Raw genomic sequence first — 18521 nt, 5'->3', positions numbered from 1 at the left:
CGGTGTTTCTGCGGTACGCGGCTCAGCCGGCGACCGGCGCGGCCTCAATGCCGCCCTGCGCCTGCTCCGGCTTGACCGAGCGGAGCAGCACGCTGGCCACGTCGATCACCTCGACCTGCTCGCCGGCGCCCTTGCCGTTCACCCCGTCGTTGAGCATCGTCGAGCAGAACGGGCAGCCGACCGCGACCGTCTTCGCCCCGGTGGCCATGGCCTCCTCGACTCGGTCCACGTTGATCCGCTTGCCGATCTTCTCCTCCATCCACATCCGGGCGCCGCCGGCGCCGCAGCAGAAGGAGCGCTCGCTGTTGCGCGGCATCTCGGTGATCTCGCCCTCGATGGCGTCCCCGAGCACCTCGCGGGGAGCCGCGAAGACCCGGTTGTGCCGGCCCAGGTAGCAGGGGTCGTGGTAGGTGACTCCGCCGTCGACGGGCTGCACCGGGGTGAGCTTGCCGGTGGACACGAGGTGGGCCAGCAGTTGGGTGTGGTGGACCACCTCGAACTCGCCGCCGAGCTGGCCGTACTCGTTGCCGAGGGTGTTGAAGCAGTGCGGGCAGGTAGCGACGATCTTGCGCTTGGCCTTCTCCCGGCCCTCGAACGCCTCGTTGAGCGTCTCCACGTTCTGCTGAGCGAGCATCTGGAAGACGAACTCGTTGCCGATCCGACGCGCCGGGTCACCGGAGCAGGTCTCGCCCTCGCCCAGGATGGCGAACTTGACGCCCGCCTCGTTGAGCAGGGTGGCCACCGCGCGGGTCGTCTTCTTGGCCCGGTCCTCGAACGCTCCGGCGCAGCCGACCCAGAACAGGTACTCGAAGTCGTCCACCTCGCCGACCCGGGGCACCTCGAAGTCGAGGCCCTTGGTCCAGTCCTCGCGGGTGTTCTGCGGGGCGCCCCACGGGTTGCCCTTGTTCTCCAGGTTGCGCAGCATCACGCCGGCCTCGGAGGGGAAGTTCGACTCGATCAGCACCTGGTAGCGGCGCATGTCGACGATGTGGTCCACGTGCTCGATGTCCACCGGGCACTGCTCGACGCACGCACCGCAGGTGGTGCAGGACCAGAGCACGTCCGGGTCGATGACGCCGCCCTCCTCGGCGGTGCCGATCAGCGGGCGGTCGGCCTCGGCCAGCGCCAGCACGTCGAGGTGCGCGAGCTGCGCCGCGGTGGCCTTCTCCTCGCCGGTCAGGTCCTTGCCGCCGCCGGCGAGCAGGTAGGGCGCCTTGGCGTACGCGTGGTCGCGCAGGCTCAGCACGAGCAGCTTCGGCGAGAGTGGCTTGCCGGTGTTCCACGCCGGGCACTGCGACTGGCAGCGACCGCACTCGGTGCAGGTGCTGAAGTCCAGCAGGCCCTTCCAGCTGAACTGCTCGACCTGGGCGACGCCGAACTGGTCCTTCTCCGGGTCGGCCTCCTCGAAGTCGAGCGGCTTGCCCTGGCTCGTCATCGGGCGCAGCGCGCCGAGGCCGGAGCCGGCCGGCCGGGCCGGCTCGCGCTTGAAGAAGATGTTGGGGAACGCCAGGAAGCGGTGCCAGGCGACGCCCATGGTGACGTTCAGCGAGATGACGATCAGCCAGGTCATCGAGATGACGATCTTGATGAGGGCGGCGACGCTCGCCCCGTCCTGCCAGTCGGGCAGCACCGCGCCGACCGCGTGGCTGACCGGAGTGGCCCAGAGCGGGTACTCGAAGTGGTCGGTGGCGACCTTGAAGCCCCGGATCACGAACCCGAAGATCAGGACCAGCAGCACGATCCACTCGACGAAGTAGCCCTGCCACATGGTCGAGCCGGTGAACCGGGACCGGCCGCCCGGCCGGTTCGGCCGATTGCGCAGCCGGATCGCCATCAGCACCAGGATGCCGACCAGGCCCAGGACGCCGATGATCTCGGTGGCCAGCCCGAAGACCACCCAGTGCCCGATGATCGGCAGCCCGCCGGTCGGCGTGACCACCTCGAAGTACGCCTCGAGCACCAGCAGCGACAGCACGATGAAGCCGACCATCACGAACCAGTGCGCCGCACCCACCACGCCCCACTTGAGCATCCGGGTGTGGCCGGCGGTCTCCACCAGCATGGTCTTCGTACGGCTGACCTTGTCGGTAAACCGCTCCGGCGCGGGCTGCCCGAGCCGGATGACTGCCACCATCTTGAGGACCGCGCGTACCGCAAGCCACACCGCCACGGCGGTGATGGCGGCCGCGAGGATCGTGGTGACGATCTGGACGCTGCCCATCGAGTTGGCCTCCCCGGTCTGCTGCCTGTCGAGCGGCTCGGCGACCGGGGCCGGATCAGGACGGAGCCAGCGTCGCGCCGCTGCCGCACCTGCGACCGGACCGGTCGATGACCTCGCTCCGCTCGGTCATGCAGTGCAGCCTACGCGCAAGGTTACCCAGCAGTAACGTGAGTCATCTCGCAGCGGGCCACGCCGCCCTGCGGACACCATAGGGTGCCCCGCCCGGTCCTGCCGGGCAGGGGCTCCGTGGGGTGACGTGAATCCTCCGGCGTGGCGACACGCCGGGCCGGCTCAGCGCCAGCGGGAGAGCAGCGCCAGCGAGGCGACCATCGCGCCGAAGCCCACCGCGAGGTTCCAGTAACCCCACGCCATGACCGGGTACTGCTGCTCGGAGAGGTAGTAGATCACCAGCCAACCGATGCCAGCGACGATCAATGCCACCGCGGTGATCGGCAGCCACACCGGGCTAGGCTTGCGCGACGATGCCGCCGTCGTCGGACGGACGTCCGTCGGCGGGGTGTACACCTTCTTCTTGCGGACCTGAGACTTGGGCACGACGCTCTCCAGAGGGGTGACGACCTCGTCCGGCCTGACAACCGGGCGCGGGGGCGACGGTCCATGGCCAATAATGTTCGAAAGCTAGCGTAGTCCGGAACGCCCGCCCGGACCACGAATGGGGTCAGGCCGGTGCGCGGAGTGACCGAAAAAGGCGGGACTGTTCGCATCACCGGCCCGGCCGGGGCGGACCAATCCCCGAAACGCGGAAGGAACGCTCGGTGGAGTACACATCCGGCGCCGCCTCCTGGCAGAAGGTCCTTCGACGGGCCGCTGCCGGGCTGCTGCCCCGGCGACCGCGTCAACGCCGGCCAGGCTGGTCGATCGGGGTGCCCCTGATCGCCGCCGCGGCGGGGCTGCTCTTCACCACCACCGCGACCACCGCCGGCGGCACCGCGCTGCGAGAGGACCGCCGGCCCCAGCTCAACCAGCTCATCGAGGACCGCCGCGAGCAGGTGGCGGCGAGCGAGCGCCGAGCCGCCACACTACGCGGGGAGGTCGAGCAGCGGACCGACGCGCTGGCCCACTCGGACAGCCCGATCAAGGCCCAACAGGACCGCGCCCAGGGCAGCCTCCAGGCCGCCGGGTTCACCGCGCTGGCCGGCACCGGGGTGACGGTGGAGCTGAACGACGCGCCGCCGCGACGCAGCGACCAGGCCCCCACGGACGCCAGCAACGACGACCTGGTGGTGCACCAGGGTGACGTGCAGGCGGTGGTCAACGCGCTGTGGGCCGGCGGTGCGGAGGCCATGTCAATCATGAATGTCCGCGTGCTGACGACCAGCGCGGTACGCTGCGTCGGTAACACCCTGCTGCTCCACGGGCGGGTGTACTCCCCACCGTTCAAGATCGTAGCAATCGGCGATCCCGCTGCCCTCCAGCAGGCCCTCGCCAGCTCTGAGGGAGTCCGGTTGTTCAAGGACGCAGTCGACGACTACCAGCTCGGGTACAAGGAGACCGTCTCCGCGGTGACAGTCCCGGCATTCGAGGACTCGACCGCCCTGCGCTCGGCGACGGTGCCCCGGTGAGCGGCGCGGACGACCGGCGCGACGGGCGACACCGGGACCAGGCCGACGAACCGACCGCGTTCCTGCCCAAGGTCGACCGGCCCGAGGCCAGAGCTGACCGGCCGGGTCCGGAGGGCAACTGGCCCGATCCGGTGCTGCCCACCCGCCCCCGGGCGACGCGCCCACCGGCCGTACCCGAGCCGCCGGCCGCCGGGCCTCCCCGGGGCGACGGCTCGACCATGCCGCCGGCCGGCCGCGCCGACCACTTCCCGCGCACCGACCGCCCGGCCCAGCCGGGCGCCGGTCGGCCCGACCCACAACGGACCCCGGGTCAACCGGGCACCGGAGCGCCTCCGCGCTGGCCCGGCGCCGCGCCGGGCGGGTTGGGCCCGCACGGCGGGCCCGGGCATTCCCCCGCTGCCACCCCCGGCCGACCGACCGCACCCGAGCAGGGACCGGTCCGGCCGGCCGCCCCCGGCACCGCCTCCATCCGGCCGCCGGCGCCGCCCAGTGCCCCGGCCGCCCGTCCGCCGGCCGGCGGCGGCACGCCGGGTCTGCCCGGTGCCAACCCGATCCACCCGGGTCCGCCCGGCGGAACGCCGACCCGGCCGCCCGCCCCCGGCCCTTCGACCCGGCCGGCGACTCCGGGCACCCCGACCGCTGCAGGTGTGGAAGCGCCCACCGCGTTCATCCCCAAGGTCGGCGCCGGGCCCGCACGGGCCACCGGCTCCCCGGCTGCTCCGGCCGGGCCGGACCGCACCGCCGACCCGGGCGCGACGGCGCTGATCCCGGCCGTGCCCGCCGGGCCGTCGTCCCGGCCACCGGCCATGGACTCCACGGCGCTGATGGGTGCCGTCCCCCGCACGGCGACCACCGACGACCCGGCCGGCGCCGACGACAGTCCCGCCGAGCCACCGCGGCCCCGACGCGGCGAGCGGGTGGTCCAGCTCCGGCCGCACCAGACCGGCGAGGGCTACAAGAGCGTCTACTCGGAGCTCACCCGCCCCTCGTTCGCCTCCCGACTGCGCACCGGCATCCGGGTCACCGGCGAGGTCCTGATCACCTTTGGCCTGGTGGTGCTGCTCTTCGCGGGCTACGAGGTCTGGGGCAAGTCGGCCATCGTCGACGCCCACCAGAACGACCTCAGCCAGCAACTCGCCCAGGCGTGGGGCCCGACCGACGACCCTACGGTGGCCCCGTCGGCCACCCCGAGCGTCAAACCGTCACCGCCGGTGCGCGGCAAGCCGATCGCCGGCCTCTACATCCCCAAGCTCGACAAGAACTGGGTGGTGGTCGAGGGCGTCACCCAGGCCGACATCCGGTACGCCCCGGGCCACTACCCGACCAGCGCGCTGCCCGGACAGGTCGGCAACTTCTCGGTCGCCGGTCACCGCAACCGGGCCACCTTCTGGCGGCTGGACGAGCTGAACGACGGCGACGCGATCGTGGTCGAGGGCAAGACCGACTGGTACGTCTACCGGGTGTCGCAGTCCCGGATCGTCAAGCCGACGCAGGTCGAGGTGGTGGCGCCGGTCCCCGGTCAACCGGACAAGAAGCCGACCAAGCGGATGCTCACCCTGACCACCTGCAACCCGAAGTTCGACAACTACCAGCGCCTGATCATCCACGCCGAGCTGGACCGGACCCAACCCAAGTCGGCGGGCCGCCCGGCGGAGCTGGGAGGCTGACCCGATGTACGCGTTCATCTGGCGCAAACTGCCGTTCGGCCTGGCCGGCAAGCTGACCGGCTCGGTGCTGCTCGCCGCCGCCGCGGTGGCGCTGCTCTGGTACGTGGCCTTCCCGTGGGCCGAGCCGCTGCTGCCCTTCGACGACGTGCAGGTCACCCAGGACTCGGGCGTACCCGGGGACCCGGGCGGCGGGGACGCGGTGACCGGGGAGACCCCGGCCGGCGACGAGCACGAGCTGCCCTACGACACCGACCAGAACAACTCCGCGCCGCCCTCCCCGGACAGGTGACCATGCGCGTCCTGGTGATCGACAACTACGACTCGTTCGTCTTCAACCTGGTGCAGTATCTGGGCCAGCTCGGGGTGGACTGCGAGGTCCGCCGCAACGACGAGATCGACGTCGCCGAGGTGGGCAGGGTGGGCGCGGCCGGCATCCTGCTCTCGCCGGGGCCGGGCAGTCCCGACCGCGCCGGCATCTGCCTGGACGTCATCCGGGAGTACGCGGGCCAGCTGCCCATCTTCGGCGTCTGCCTCGGCCACCAGGCGATCGGCGAGGCGTTCGGGGCGACCGTCACCCGCGCGCCCGAGCTGCTGCACGGCAAGACCTCCGAGGTGCGGCACCAGTCGGTCGGCGTGCTCGCCGGTCTGCCGGACCCGTTCACCGCCACCCGCTACCACTCGCTGGCCGTACTGCCCGAGACGCTCCCCGACGAGCTTGAGGTCACCGGCTGGACCGGTTCCGGAGTGGTGATGGCGATGCGGCACCGTACGCTGCCGATCGAGGGCGTGCAGTTCCACCCGGAGTCGGTGCTCACCGAGGGCGGCCACCTGATGCTCGCCAACTGGCTGGCCGGCTGCGGTCACCCGGAGGCGCTGGAGCGGGCCCCGGAGCTGGCCGCCGAGGTCGATGCCCGCCGCCGCGCCGCCTTCGTCACCGCCTGATTCCGGTCGGCAGAGCCGGCCGTCGTGGTCGCCGGCACCGCGGTCAGCCCCGCAACGCGTCCTGAACCGCCGTATCGACGGGCGAGCTGACCGCGGGCGGCCGGCCCAGGGCCGCGTCCCACGCCGCCTTGCCACTGGCGAAGTAGTCCCGGACCGACTTCTCGACCAGCAGGGCGGGGCCGCAACCGGAGCAGCGGGCATTGACTCCGTCGACGTCGAGGCCGAGGTGTCGGCACAGCGTCACGGCCCGGGACACGTGGTAGGACTGGGTCACCATCAGGGCCCGCTCGACGCCGTACACGTCGCGTGCCCGGACGCAGCTGTCGTAGGTGTCCAGGCCGAACGGGTCGGCCACCACGCGACGCGGATCGACACCCAGCTCGGTCAGGTACGACGTCATCACCGCCGGCTCGTCACCCGACGTGCCACCCCCGTCGCCCGACACGAGGACCACCCGGGCCCGCCCTCTGTTCACCAACTCGGCGGCGGTCTCCAGGCGGCCGGCCAGCCGGTCCCCCGGTTGACGTCGATCCGCCGCCACGGCGGTGCCGAGGACGATCACGACGTCGGCGGCGGGCGCATCTGCCTCGTCGTACACGTGGCCGCGCGCGTAGATCGTCGTCCACAGCCAGGGAAGACTGACGAGGAGCAGCGCTGCCAGCCCCAGGGCGGCGGCCCGGGTCAGGCGCCGCCGCCACCGCTTCTCGCGGCCCGGACGATCGGTGGCCGAGGCTCCGGCAGCGGTCACGCCGACGGTCCCCGGCACCGAGCCACCGGGTCTACTCCTCGTTGAGCCGAGTCGGTGGCGGCGGGAACGGCCAACCGGAACCGCCGCCGTTGCCGTCGCCGGGGGTCGGCGTGACGGTCGGGGTCGGGGTCGGGGTCGCTGGCGGACTCGGAGTCTCGTCCACCGGCTCGGGCTGGGAGACGACGATCGTCACCGTCTTCCCCTGGGCCAACTGCGCGCCCGGCCTGGGGCTCTGATCGGTCACCTTGCCAGCCTCCGCTGCGGGCACAAGCTCGCCGAGGTCGACGTTGACCTTGTAACCCGCCTGCTTCAACTCCTCCTCGGCCGCCTTCTGCGACGAACCACGAACGTCCGGCACGCCACGGACGTTGCCCTTGGAGTAGGTGACCGTCACCTCGGTGCCCTCGGCCACCCGGCTCCCGGAGGACGGCGACACCTCCAGGACGATGCCCTCGCTCTCGTCGTCGTCGACCGGCTTGGGCTTGACCCTCAAGCCCAGGCCCTCGAGCCGAGCCTTGACCGAGTCGTACTTCGAGCCGCGGAGGTCGGCCGGGATTGCCACCTCGGGCTTGCCACCACACACCTGGATGGTCACCGTGCCGTTCGCAGCCAGCTCCGTCCCGGCCTCCGGAATCTGCCTGACGACGGTGTCCTTTTCGCAGGTGGCGTTCAGTACCTGCTCGCCCGCCTGCGGCTGGAATCCGGCGTTGCGGATCTCGGCGAAGGCGACGTCCTGGGTCTTGCCGGTGAGGGTGGGGACCGGATTCAGGTCGTTGTCCTTCTGCTGATTCCAGAGCAGTGCGGCGACCAGGGCGATCACCGCCAGCACACCGACCGCGCTGAAGGTCGCGATCAGCCAGGAGGACGCCTTGCGCTGGCGCGGGTCGCCGACCCGGGCCGGAATCTGGCGGGTCTGCGGCCCACCGGCGGTGGGCGGATAGCCGCCCCCGCCACCGGCCGGGGCCATCGCCACGGTCTCCGCCTCGCGCATCACCGGGGTGGCGAGCACGGGACGGCCCGCGGCGGCGCGGAGCAGGTCGGCTCGCATCTCGCCGGCGCTCTGGTAGCGGTTGAGCGGGTTCTTGGACAGCGCCTTGAGCACGATCGCGTCGACCGCGGGGTTGACGTCCGGGTTGATGTCGCTCGGCGTCGGCGGCGTCTCCCGCACGTGCTGGTACGCGACGCTGACCGGGCTGTCCCCGACGAACGGCGGGTGCCCGCAGACCAGTTCGAAGAGCACACACCCGGCCGCGTACACGTCGGAGCGGGCGTCCACGGCCTCGCCGCGCGCCTGCTCCGGGGAGAGGTACTGCGCCGTGCCGATGACCGCGCTGGTCTGCGTCATGGTGGTCGCGCCGCTGGCCAGCGCCCGGGCGATGCCGAAGTCCATCACCTTGACCTGGCCGGTCTGGGTGAGCATGACGTTGCCCGGCTTGATGTCCCGGTGGATGATGCCGTGCCGGTGGCTGAACTCCAGCGCCGCGCACATGTCGGCGCAGATTTCCAGCGCCCGGCGGGGCTGCAACCGGCCCTCGGCGCCGAGCACCTCCTTCAGGGTCCGCCCGTTGACGAACTCCATGACGATGAACGGCAGCGTCTCACCGGTCGGCGCGGTCTCCTCGCCGGTGTCGTAGACCGCCACGATCGCCGGGTGGTTGAGCGAAGCGGCGTTCTGCGCCTCCCGACGGAACCGCATCTGGAACGTCGCGTCCCGGGCGAGGTCGGTGCGGAGCATCTTGATCGCGACGTCCCGACCGAGCCGGAGATCACGACCGCGGTGCACCTCGGCCATGCCGCCGTAGCCGAGCAGCTCGCCGACCTGGTACCTGCCACCGAGCAGGCGGGCCTGCGCTGTCATCGCGTCTGTCGTCCTTCGCTCGTCGTCGTCCCGCCGTCGTCCGGCTGGAGCCGTACCCCAAGACGGTACGACGTCCGGGTCGCATCGTCGCGTCCGTCGAGCCGCAGCACGCCGGACGTCACGGTGTGCGGAGCCAGCGCAGCGGGTTCACCGGCTTGCGACTGCTTCCGCAGGTTGTAGGAAATCACGCCGGAGCAAAGCAGAACCAGTACAGCCAGCAGGATGGCGAGGAGCACCATCCCGGGCCGGGACCGGCGCGGCTCCGGGCCGGCCTGCCGGGCGTACGCCGGCTGATGCTCCTGCCGGACCGGTGCCGGCGGCACCGCGGCGGCACCGCGCGGGTAGCCGGCGGGGCCGACGGGCGGGCGCGCGTGCGGGACCGCCGGCGCGACGGCGGTGGGGCGGGGCTGCTGGGCCGGCGCGACGGCGGTCGGCCGCTGCCCGGCGACCGGCGGTCGGTGCGGGGCGCCCGGCGGGCGAAGCTGCTGCGCGGACGGCACCTGGGCCCGGCCGGGTGCGGCGGGCGAGGCCGGCGCCGCGGAGACCGGCCCGGGGTGGCCACCGGCCCTGGCCTGCTGGGAGAGTGCGGCCTTGAGCTGGCGGGCGACCCCGGCGAGGGCGGCGGCGCTGGGCCAGCGGGCGGCCGGGTCCTTGGCCAACGCCCGTTCCACCACCGCCCGCACCTGCGGCGGGATGTCCGCCGGCAACGGTCGGGGTGTCTCCCGGACGTGCCGCATGGCGATGTCGAGCGGGTTGTCGCCCTCGAACGGTCGCCGCCCGGCCAGGCACTGGTAGGCGACCACGCCGAGCGCGTAGACGTCGGATGCCGGGGTGGCGACCCCGCCGGTGGCCTGCTCGGGCGAGATGTACGAGGCGGTGCCGAGCACCGAGCCGGCGGCGGTGAGCTGGCCGACCAGGTCGGAGCGGGCGATACCGAAGTCGGTCAGGACCAGCGTGCCGTTCGGCCGGACCAGCAGGTTGCCCGGCTTCACGTCGCGGTGCACGATGCCCTTCTCGTGGGCGGCGTGCAACGCGTCCGCGGCCTGCGCGACCAGTGCCATCGTCCGGGCCGGGGTGAGCCGGCCGACCCGGCTCAGCGTGGACGACAGGGCGTCGCCCTCGACGTACTCCATGACCAGGAAGGCGATCTGCTGGTCGTTGCCGAAGTCGTAGACGTCCACCACGCCGGGGTGGTTGATGGTGGCCATGGTCCGAGCCTCGCCGCGGAACCGCTCGGCGAAGTCCGGGTCGTCGAGCAGCGCGGGGAGCAGGCTCTTCACCGCGACCGTCCGGCCGAGCACCTGGTCGGTGCCGCGCCAGACGTCGCCCATGCCGCCGCTGGCGATCCGCTCGTCGAGACGGTAGCGGTTGCCGAGCTGGACGCCGGCGCTGAGCATGTCAGCGGCCCCCCGGGTCGGCGATGGCGGCCCGCATGATCTGACCGCCGATCCGGGCCGCCTCGGCGCTGCCGCCGCTGCCGGCCTGCTCCAGTACGACGCAGACCGCGGAGACCGGAGTGCCGTTCTTGTCCAGGGCGAAGCCGATGAACCAGCCGTGGTCGGGCCGGTCCGGGGCGGACTGCGCGGTGCCGGTCTTGCCACCGACCGTGTAGCCGTTGATCCGGGCACTCTTACCGGTGCCCTTCTCGACCACGCTGACCATCATGTCGCGCAGGTCGCCGGCGACCTGACCGTTGACCGGCTGGCGCAGCTCCCGCGGCTTCGCGGTGTAGTAGCTGGTGGTCCGGTCCGGGGCGAGCAGCTGCCGGACCAGGTACGGCCGCATCTGGCCACCGCCGTTGGCGACCGCGCCGGCGATCATGGCGCCCTCCAGCGGGGTCATCCGGACGTTGTTCTGGCCGATCGAGGACTGGGCCAGTGCGGCCGGGTCGGTGCTGCCGTCCGGGTTCTGCATGTCCCCGGTCCGGCTGGCCGCCGTACGCAGCCCGTCCTCGCCGAGCTGTCCGACGGTGAGGTCGTCCTGCTCGAAGCCGAACTGCCGCGCCTTCTCCTTGATGGTGTCGGCGCCGAGCCGCACGCCGAGCTGCGCGAAACCGGTGTTGCACGAGTAGGTCACCGCGTCGAGCAGGCTGACCTGAGCTTGCGGGCAGATCGACGGGGCGGCGTTCCGGATCGGCTCGCCGGACGTCGGCGGGGTGTAGCTCGGCCCGGCCTTGATCTGCGTGCCCGTGCCGATGCCGTTCTCCAGCGCCGCCGCAGCCACAACGATCTTGAAGGTGGAGCCCGGCGGCAGCGTCTCGGAGAGAGCGCGGTTCTTCAGCGGGCCGTCCGGGTCCTGCTCCAGCTTGTTGTACGCCGCAGCCGCCTCGGCCGTGCTGTGGCTGGCCAGCGGGTTCGGGTCGAAGCTGGGCATGGAGACCAGCGCCTGCACCGCGCCGGTGCGCGGGTCGATGGCGATCGCCGCGCCCTTCTTCACCCCCTCCTGGTTGTTGCGCATCTGGTCGTACGCCACGTCCTGCGCCCGCTTCGAAAGCGTGAGCAGCACGTTGCCGCCACCGGTGTCGTCGCCGGTGAACATGTCCTTCAACCGGTCGCCGATCAACTGGTCGCTGGTGCCGGCCAGGAAGTCGTTCTCCACCCGCTCGATGCCCTGGTCGGCCAGGTTGACCGGCTTGTAGCCGAGCACGTGGGCGTACTTGGCGCCGCTGGGATAGGTGCGCCGAAACTTCAGGTTGCCGGTGGTCTCCTTGCTGGTGGCCACTGCCGTGCCGCCGGCCTCGATGTTTCCGCGCTTGCGCTCGTACTCGGCGACCTGAACCCGGCCGTTGTAGTCGCTGGTGCGGTACTCGTCGGCCTTGTAAGCCTGGATCCAGTTGAGGTTCGCGAAGAGCAGGCCGAACAGGACCATGACGACGACGCCGACGCGGCGCAGGGGTGCGTTCACGGCTTGATCACCTCCGTGGGAGCACCGTGCAGCTGCTCGGGCGGGCCACCGCTGGGCCGGACCGCCTTACCGCCGCCTCCGGTCACCGGTCGGCGGGCTCCGTCCGAGACCCGCAGCAGCACCGCGATGAGCAGCCAGTTCGCCATCAGCGACGAACCACCGGCGGACAGGAACGGAGTGGTCTGACCGGTCAGCGGGATGAGCCCGCTGATCCCACCGACGATCACGAAGACCTGCAGGCCGAGGGTGAACGCGAGACCACCGGCGAGCAGCTTGCCGAACGAGTCCCGTACCGCGAGCGCGGCGCGCAGCCCCCGCTCCACGATGAGCAGGTAGACGACCAGCAGTGCGGAGAGCCCGAAGAGACCGATCTCCTCACCGATGCCGGCGAAGATGAAGTCGTTCTCCACCTCGGGCAGGATCTCCGGCTGACCGCCGCCCGGCCCGGCGCCGAAGAGCCCGCCCGTGCCTAGGGCGAGGAGGCCCTGCACGAGCTGGTAGCCCTTGTCGGTCGGGTCGGCGAACGGGTCGAGCCAGATCTCCGCCCGCACGTAGAAGTTGGCGAACGGCCCACCGACCGTCGAGCCGAGCAGGTAGGCGAGGTACGCGCCGCCAAAGAAGAGGACCAGGCCGATCAGCAGCCAGCTGACGCGTTCGGTGGCGATGTAGAGGGTCACCACGAACATGCCGAAGTAGAGCAGCGAGGTGCCGAGATCCTTCTCGAACACGAGCACCAGGAGGCTGATCAGCCAGACCACAACCACCGGGCCGAGGTCACGCCCGCGCGGGAAGTCGATGCCGAGGAAGCGTCGGCTCGCCAGCGACAGCACCTCGCGCTTGCGCACCAGGTAGTAGGCGAAGAAGACCAGCAGCGCCAGCTTGGCGAACTCACCCGGCTGGATGGAGAAGCTGCCGACCTCGATCCACAGCTTGGCGCCGTTTCTCTCGGAGATGCTCGACGGCAGTACCGCCGGGAGCATCACCAGCACGATGCCGGCCAGGCCCAGGGTGTACGCGTACCGGGAGACCGAGCGGTGGTCACGCATGATGGCGAGCAGGCCGGCGGCGAGGATCACCCCGCCGAGCGTCCACGCCAGCTGGCGGCCGCCGATACCGGCGAAGATGGCCAGGCTCTCCCGGTCGGCCACGGGCGCCTCGCCCAGGTCGAACCGGCGCAGGAAGCCCACCCCGATGCCGTTGAGCAGGGCCACCGCCGGCAGCAGAGCCGGGTCGGCGAACGGGGCGAGGAACCGGATGACCAGGTGCAGGCCGAGGAAGACCGCGCCGAGCGCGGCGGCGGGCATCCAGAAGTCCGGGGTGACCGTGTCCAGCAGGTTCGCCTCGACGGTCGCCCCGTACGCGGCCACCAGCACCATGGCGAGCAGCAGCAGGGACAGCTCGGCGTTGCGCCGGGACCGGGCCAGGCGTACGCCGGACTGCCCGCCCGTGGTGGCGGGCGAGGGTGCCGGTGTGGCCGCTACGGTCACGGGTGGAGTCCTCGGGATCTCAGCTGACGCTCACTCGGGAGACCGGCAACCGGCCGGGTCGAGCCCTGGCGTGGTCGAGTCGGAGGGCGTGGCGTCGGGTGTGGTGGTCGGGCCGGTCGCGCCGACAGCGGCGGTCGCAACGGTGGTCGGGCTTGCGCTGACGACCCCGCTGGGGGTCACCGACGCCTTGGCGCTGGGACTGCCGTTCGGTGCCGGCGTCGTAGCGATCGGCGTGGGCGTGGGCGTCGGCGCGGGCGTCGGCGTGCCGCCCACCACGGCCGTCGGGTCGGGCGGGCAGAGCGGCTTCAGGTTGGGGTTGCTCGGGGTGTCGCTGGTCAACTCGGCGAGTTGGCGCTCGGCATCCGGCTCGCTCTTGGCCCGGATGCCCACCTTGACGGTGTCCTGCGCCGCCACGGTGAGGTCGTCCAGCCGGGTACCGCTGGTGCGGTGCACGGTGGAGAGGTCCATCCCGGCGACCTGACCCTGGATGCCACGGAAGACGGCGACCTGGCCCTCCTCGGTGGCACCCACGTAGTACTGCCGCTGGGTGTAGGTCCATCCGGCGAAAAGCCCGCCGCCGAGGATCACCAGCAGGGCCAGCGCCATGGCGGTGGCCCGCACGGGCCGGCGCTTCGGCCGCTCCTGCTCGTCGTCCGCCGGCGCCGGCTCCTCGGGCGCGGCCGGGCGCGGCGCGGAGAGTGCCGAGGCCCGGGCGGCCGGGGTGGAGACGTCGGCGGAGGTGGCCATGCCCCGGTCCCGGGCGGCGGCACCGCCAACGATCGGGGTCGCCTCGACGATGTCCTGGTCAGTGGCGTCGGCGATGATCACCGTGATGTTGTCCGGCCCACCGCCCCGGAGCGCGAGCTGCACCAGCCGCTCGACGCACTGCTGCGGGTCGGTGTACTCCCGCAGGGTCTCGCCGATGGTCTCGGCGCTGACCACGCCCGAGAGGCCGTCGCTGCAGATCAGGTACCGGTCGCCGGGCAGCACCTGGCGCACCGAGTACTCCGGGTCGATGTCCCGGCCGTCCAGGGCCCGGGTGAGCAGCGACCGCTGCGGGTGGCTGCTCGCCTCCTCGGCGCTGATCCGACCCTCGTCGACGAGCATCTGGACGTAGGTGTCGTCCTTGGTGATCTGCGCGAACTCGCCCTTGCGCAGCAGGTAGGCCCGCGAGTCGCCGATGTGGACCATCCCCAGCTTGCTGCCGGAGAAGAGGGTCGCCGTCAGCGTGGTGCCCATCCCCTCCAACTGTGGGTTGGCGTCCACCGTGTCGCGGAGTTGTTGATTGGCGGTGCCCACGGCCGAACGCAACGCGTCGACGAGAGCGTCCCCGGGGACGTCCTCGTCGAGCGGCGCCATGGCACCGATGACGATGTTGCTGGCGACGTCACCGGCGGCCATGCCGCCCATGCCGTCGGCAACGGCGAGTAGCCGCGGCCCGGCGTAGACGGAGTCTTGATTACCGTCTCGGATCAGACCGCGGTCGCTGTGGGCCGCATAGCGCAGGGTCAGAGTCATGGCCGTAATTCGAGGGAAGTGCGGCCGATCCGGATCGGCACGCCGAGGGGGACGGGGGTTGGTCCGGTGACCTTAGCGCGATCTAGGTACGTGCCGTTAGTCGAGCCGAGGTCCTCGACGAACCACTGCCCGTCGCGCGGCACGAGCCGGGCGTGCCGCGCGGAGGCGTAGTCGTCGGTGATGACCAGGGTGGAGTCCTCGGCCCTACCAATGGTGATCTGCGCTTCACCGAGAGTGATCCGCGTGCCGGCCAGCTGACCGGCGGTCACCACCAGCTGGTGCGCCGCCCTGCCCCGCTTCACCTTCGCTGGCTTGGCTGCCTGCCCCGTCGAGGCGCCCACCGCGCGCGGTGCCGCCACCAGGCGACCGGACCGGGCTCCCGCAAAGAGGTCCCGGCGGATCACGCCGACCACCGTGAACACGAAGATCCACAGCAGGATCAGGAACCCGAACCGAGCGACGGTGATGACCAGTTCCGGCAAGGCGGGTCAGCCGTCCACGCGGAAGGTCAGCGTCGTGGTGCCGAGCTGGACCATGTCACCCGGGTTGAGGGCGACGGCGGAGACCCGCTGGCCGTTGACCATGGTGCCGTTGGTCGACCCCAGATCGGTCAGCACAACCTGTCCGCCGTCGAAGTCCAGCCGGGCGTGTCGCCGGGAGATGCCGACGTCCGGCAGGCGCAGGTTGGCCTGGTCGCCGCGACCGATCACCGTCGACCCCATCTGGAGGGGATAGGTGCGCCCGTCACCCGAGACCAGCCGCACGTTGCGGCCGCCGCCCTGCCCCGGCGGCGGACCGTAGCCGCCACCCTGGTCGTACGCGGGGTAGGCGGGCGGGCCGGCGTCGTAGCCGGGCGCCGACACCGGGGCGACCTCGCCGCCGGTGTAGACCTCGGCGGTGACCCGGAACATCCCCGTGTCCAAGCCCTCCCCCCGTTCGATCTCGACGATCACGTCGCCGTAGACCGTCCAGGCCTGCTCGCCGATGAACTCCGCCTGCGACTGGGCCAACTCCTGGGCCAGCGCGGCGGCGTACGGCGCCAGCCGACTGTGGTCGAACGGCGAGAGATCGATCACGTAGCGGTTGGGCACCAACGTGCGCCCACCGGCCAGGATCGCCTTGTGCGCCTCGGCCTCCCGCTGCATGGCGTTGAGGATCTCCACGGGGTGGACCACCCCTTTGAAGACCTTGGCGAAGGCCCCTTCGACCAGGCCTTCCAGACGCTTCTCGAAGCGTTGCAGCACGCTCACCGGCTCCTCCTCGGGTCCCGAGGACATGATGGTATCCGGCCGGCGCGCGCGCAGCTCACACGCCGCTCGGCCGCCTGCTACCGACCCGTTCGGATGGGCCGGGTCTCCCGTGCTAGTCTTTCGTCCGCCACGAACGGTAACCGCTCGTGGCGAGCGCCCGGGACAGCGTAGTATCTCCGGGGCCTGTTGGAGACAGCGGGCTCGGGGCGGCTACAGTGTTCCGGGTTGTGCCACGGGGATGTGGCGGAATGGCAGACGCGCACGGTTCAGGTCCGTGTGCCCGAAAGGGCGTGGGGGTTCAACTCCCCCCATCCCCACCATCGACGAGGGCTCCGCAGAATGCGGGGCCCTTCCGTCATATCGGGGCGTGCCCGGCGTCACGCTATGCTCCGATGGTTTCTGCCTCCGATGGACCAGGAGTGGCGTGTGAGTGTCGCGTTGGTGACCGGGTCGGGTGGTCTGATCGGCTCCGAGGCGGTCCGGCATTTCGCCGGCCTCGGTCTGGACGTCGTCGGCATCGACAACGACATGCGCCGGTACTTCTTCGGCGAGGACGGCTCCACCTCGTGGAGCCTGGAGCGGCTCAGCCGTGACCTGGGCGCCGCGTACACCCACTGCGCGGTGGACATCCGGGACCGCGACGGCCTGGAGCAGGTGTTCAAGAAGTACGGCTCCGACATCGCCGTGGTGATTCACAGCGCGGCGCAGCCGAGTCACGACTGGGCGGCCAAGGAGCCGTACACGGACTTCGACGTGAACGCCGGCGGCACGCTGAACATGCTGGAGAACACCCGGCGGCACGCGATCGACGCGCCGTTCATCCACTGCTCCACGAACAAGGTCTACGGTGACCGGCCCAACAGCCTGCCGCTGATCGAGCTGGAAACCCGGTACGAGCTGCCCGAGGACCACCGCTGGTACCAGGGCATCACCGAGGACATGTCGATCGACAACTCGCTGCACTCGATCTTCGGCGCCTCCAAGGTCGCCGCGGACGTGATGGTCCAGGAGTACGGGCGCTACTTCGACATGAAGACCGCCTCCTTCCGGGGCGGCACGCTCACCGGCCCGGGGCACTCGGCGGCCGAGCTGCACGGGTTCCTGGCCTACCTGATGCGCTGCGTCATGGAGGGCCGGACGTACAACCTGTTCGGCTACAAGGGCAAGATGGTCCGCGACGCGATCCACTCGCGTGACGTGCTGACCGCGTTCGAGGCGTTCTTCCGGGCACCGCGGTCGGCGGAGGTCTACAACCTCGGCGGGGGCCGGCACTCCAACACCTCGCACATCGAGGCGTTCCGGATCGCCGAGGAGATCACCGGCCGCGAGGCAAAGATCAACTACGTCGAGCAGAACCGCACCGGCGACCACCAGTGGTACGTGAGCAGCATGGCCCGTTTCGAGGAGCAGTACCCGGAGTGGAAGATTACGTATGACGTCCCGATGATCCTGCGGGAGATCTACGAGGCCAACGTGGACAAGTGGGTGCCCCAGGCATGACCGCCCAGACCAAGCGCAACGTGCTCGGCGTCCTGGTCGACGCCACCGACTACGCCGCGGCGACCGATGCCGTGGTGACCGCGGCGCACGAGCGGCGCCCGCTGGCGCTGACCGCGCTGGCCGTGCACGGTGTGATGACCGGGGTGCTGGACCCGGCGCACAACGCCCGACTCAACTCCTTCGACGTGGTCACCCCCGACGGTCAGCCGGTTCGCTGGGCGCTCAACCTGCTGCACCATGCCGGGCTCAGCGACCGGGTCTACGGGCCGACGTTGACCCTGCACGTGCTCTCGCGCTTCGCCGACGAGGGACTGCCCGTCTACCTGTACGGCTCCACCGAGGAGACGCTCGCCAAGCTGATCCCGGCGCTGGAGCGGATGTTCCCGGCCCTGAAGATCGCCGGGGTGGAGCCGTCCAAGTTCCGCGCGGTCCAGCCGGGCGAGGACGCCGAGATCGCCGACCGGATCCGGTCCAGCGGTGCCCGGCTGGTCCTGGTCGGGCTCGGCTGCCCGCGCCAGGAGGTCTTCACGTACGCCATGCGGCCGTTGCTCGACATGCCGCTGATGGCGGTCGGCGCGGCCTTCGACTACCACGCCGGGCTGCTGCGCCAGCCGCCGCCGTGGATGCAGCGCGCGGGCCTGGAGTGGTTCTGGCGGCTCGGTCTGGAGCCGAAGCGGCTCTGGCGCCGCTACGTGATCCTCAACCCGGCCTACCTGGCCCGGCTCGCCGGGCAGAAGACCGGCCTGTGGAAGGCCCGCCCACCGGCGCCCGCCACCGAGCGGCCGGCCACCTTCGCGGTCTGAACCCGATCCGTACGGCACGAGGCCCCACCCGGGATTCCGG

Annotated in this window: 16 protein-coding genes and 1 tRNA gene; 7 read left to right on the top strand and 10 right to left on the bottom strand. The window is 71.4% G+C overall.

The window, feature by feature from the left end; all coding sequences use genetic code 11:
- Positions 1-22: 22 nt before the first annotated feature.
- Complete coding sequence (locus BUS84_RS23700) at positions 23-2221, bottom strand: (Fe-S)-binding protein (RefSeq protein WP_074315698.1); 2199 nt, start codon at positions 2219-2221, stop codon at positions 23-25.
- Positions 2222-2512: 291 nt separating this feature from the next.
- A complete protein-coding gene (locus BUS84_RS23695) occupies positions 2513-2776 on the bottom strand; it encodes a cell division protein CrgA (RefSeq protein WP_074315696.1) in 264 nt (87 codons plus the stop codon).
- Positions 2777-2997: 221 nt separating this feature from the next.
- On the opposite strand from BUS84_RS23695, the gene BUS84_RS23690 reads away from it, so the two are divergent.
- From BUS84_RS23690 to BUS84_RS23675, 4 genes are all read left to right on the top strand, one after another.
- Positions 2998-3804 (top strand): DUF881 domain-containing protein, encoded by an 807-nt coding sequence (locus BUS84_RS23690; RefSeq protein WP_074315694.1) that lies wholly within the window; start codon positions 2998-3000, stop codon positions 3802-3804.
- 218 nt (positions 3805-4022) lie between these two features.
- The gene (locus BUS84_RS23685; protein WP_425293506.1) at positions 4023-5471 is read left to right on the top strand and encodes a class E sortase; all 1449 of its coding nucleotides are present in this window, start codon (positions 4023-4025) and stop codon (positions 5469-5471) included.
- Between the two features lie 4 nt (positions 5472-5475).
- A complete protein-coding gene (locus tag BUS84_RS23680) occupies positions 5476-5760 on the top strand; it encodes a hypothetical protein (RefSeq protein ID WP_074315689.1) in 285 nt (94 codons plus the stop codon).
- A 2-nt stretch (positions 5761-5762) separates the two neighbouring features.
- Entirely contained in the window at positions 5763-6413 is a 651-nt protein-coding gene (locus BUS84_RS23675; RefSeq protein ID WP_074319051.1) for an aminodeoxychorismate/anthranilate synthase component II, read from the top strand.
- A gap of 43 nt (positions 6414-6456) precedes the next feature.
- Here the strand turns inward: BUS84_RS23675 and BUS84_RS23670 are convergent, their stop codons facing one another.
- The 8 genes from BUS84_RS23670 to BUS84_RS23635 are packed head-to-tail and all read right to left on the bottom strand — an operon-like array spanning position 6457 to position 16205.
- A complete protein-coding gene (locus BUS84_RS23670) occupies positions 6457-7161 on the bottom strand; it encodes a SanA/YdcF family protein (protein ID WP_084757835.1) in 705 nt (234 codons plus the stop codon).
- Positions 7162-7192: 31 nt separating this feature from the next.
- On the bottom strand, positions 7193-9019 hold the full coding sequence (gene pknB, locus BUS84_RS23665) for a Stk1 family PASTA domain-containing Ser/Thr kinase (RefSeq protein WP_074315686.1): 1827 nt from the start codon (positions 9017-9019) through the stop codon (positions 7193-7195).
- Positions 9016-10416, bottom strand: coding sequence for a serine/threonine-protein kinase (locus tag BUS84_RS23660; protein WP_074315683.1), 1401 nt, complete (start codon positions 10414-10416; stop codon positions 9016-9018). The genes pknB and BUS84_RS23660 overlap by 4 nt, the downstream gene beginning before the upstream one ends.
- 1 nt (position 10417) lies before the next feature.
- Positions 10418-11923 carry a peptidoglycan D,D-transpeptidase FtsI family protein gene (locus tag BUS84_RS23655; RefSeq protein ID WP_074315680.1) on the bottom strand — a complete coding sequence of 502 codons (1506 nt, stop codon included), beginning with the start codon at positions 11921-11923 and terminating at the stop codon, positions 10418-10420.
- Entirely contained in the window at positions 11920-13410 is a 1491-nt protein-coding gene (locus tag BUS84_RS23650; RefSeq protein WP_074315678.1) for an FtsW/RodA/SpoVE family cell cycle protein, read from the bottom strand. Before BUS84_RS23650 ends, BUS84_RS23655 begins: the two co-directional genes overlap by 4 nt.
- Before the next feature lie 30 nt (positions 13411-13440).
- Positions 13441-14928: a PP2C family protein-serine/threonine phosphatase gene (locus BUS84_RS23645; RefSeq protein ID WP_074315677.1), complete on the bottom strand. Its 1488-nt coding sequence runs from the start codon at positions 14926-14928 to the stop codon at positions 13441-13443.
- Entirely contained in the window at positions 14925-15410 is a 486-nt protein-coding gene (locus BUS84_RS23640; protein WP_074315675.1) for an FHA domain-containing protein FhaB/FipA, read from the bottom strand. Before BUS84_RS23640 ends, BUS84_RS23645 begins: the two co-directional genes overlap by 4 nt.
- A gap of 6 nt (positions 15411-15416) precedes the next feature.
- Positions 15417-16205, bottom strand: a complete 789-nt coding sequence (locus tag BUS84_RS23635; protein WP_074315673.1) for an FHA domain-containing protein — start codon at positions 16203-16205, stop codon at positions 15417-15419.
- A gap of 207 nt (positions 16206-16412) precedes the next feature.
- Here BUS84_RS23635 and BUS84_RS23630 point away from each other — a divergent pair.
- From BUS84_RS23630 to BUS84_RS23620, 3 genes are all read left to right on the top strand, one after another.
- Positions 16413-16498, top strand: a tRNA-Leu gene (locus BUS84_RS23630).
- A 64-nt stretch (positions 16499-16562) separates the two neighbouring features.
- Entirely contained in the window at positions 16563-17678 is a 1116-nt protein-coding gene (locus BUS84_RS23625) for an NAD-dependent epimerase/dehydratase family protein (protein WP_074315671.1), read from the top strand.
- Positions 17675-18481: a WecB/TagA/CpsF family glycosyltransferase gene (locus BUS84_RS23620; RefSeq protein ID WP_074319049.1), complete on the top strand. Its 807-nt coding sequence runs from the start codon at positions 17675-17677 to the stop codon at positions 18479-18481. Before BUS84_RS23625 ends, BUS84_RS23620 begins: the two co-directional genes overlap by 4 nt.
- Positions 18482-18521 lie beyond the last annotated feature (40 nt).

The organism is Micromonospora cremea (assembly GCF_900143515.1).
Taxonomy (GTDB): Bacteria; Actinomycetota; Actinomycetes; order Mycobacteriales; family Micromonosporaceae; genus Micromonospora; species Micromonospora cremea.
This window is presented reverse-complemented; position numbering and strand designations above follow the sequence as displayed.

Excerpts from the sequence above, each read along its gene's own strand:
- BUS84_RS23645 (WP_074315677.1), bottom strand. The coding sequence starts at position 14,928 with ATGACTCTGACCCTGCGCTATGCGGCCCACAGCGACCGCGGTCTGATC.
- BUS84_RS23625 (WP_074315671.1), top strand. The coding sequence starts at position 16,563 with ATGCTCCGATGGTTTCTGCCTCCGATGGACCAGGAGTGGCGTGTGAGT.
- BUS84_RS23660 (WP_074315683.1), bottom strand. The coding sequence starts at position 10,416 with ATGCTCAGCGCCGGCGTCCAGCTCGGCAACCGCTACCGTCTCGACGAG.
- pknB (WP_074315686.1), bottom strand. The coding sequence starts at position 9,019 with ATGACAGCGCAGGCCCGCCTGCTCGGTGGCAGGTACCAGGTCGGCGAG.
- BUS84_RS23675 (WP_074319051.1), top strand. The coding sequence starts at position 5,763 with ATGCGCGTCCTGGTGATCGACAACTACGACTCGTTCGTCTTCAACCTG.
- BUS84_RS23680 (WP_074315689.1), top strand. The coding sequence starts at position 5,476 with ATGTACGCGTTCATCTGGCGCAAACTGCCGTTCGGCCTGGCCGGCAAG.
- BUS84_RS23685 (WP_425293506.1), top strand. The coding sequence starts at position 4,023 with ATGCCGCCGGCCGGCCGCGCCGACCACTTCCCGCGCACCGACCGCCCG.
- BUS84_RS23620 (WP_074319049.1), top strand. The coding sequence starts at position 17,675 with ATGACCGCCCAGACCAAGCGCAACGTGCTCGGCGTCCTGGTCGACGCC.
- BUS84_RS23635 (WP_074315673.1), bottom strand. The coding sequence starts at position 16,205 with ATGTCCTCGGGACCCGAGGAGGAGCCGGTGAGCGTGCTGCAACGCTTC.
- BUS84_RS23700 (WP_074315698.1), bottom strand. The coding sequence starts at position 2,221 with ATGGGCAGCGTCCAGATCGTCACCACGATCCTCGCGGCCGCCATCACC.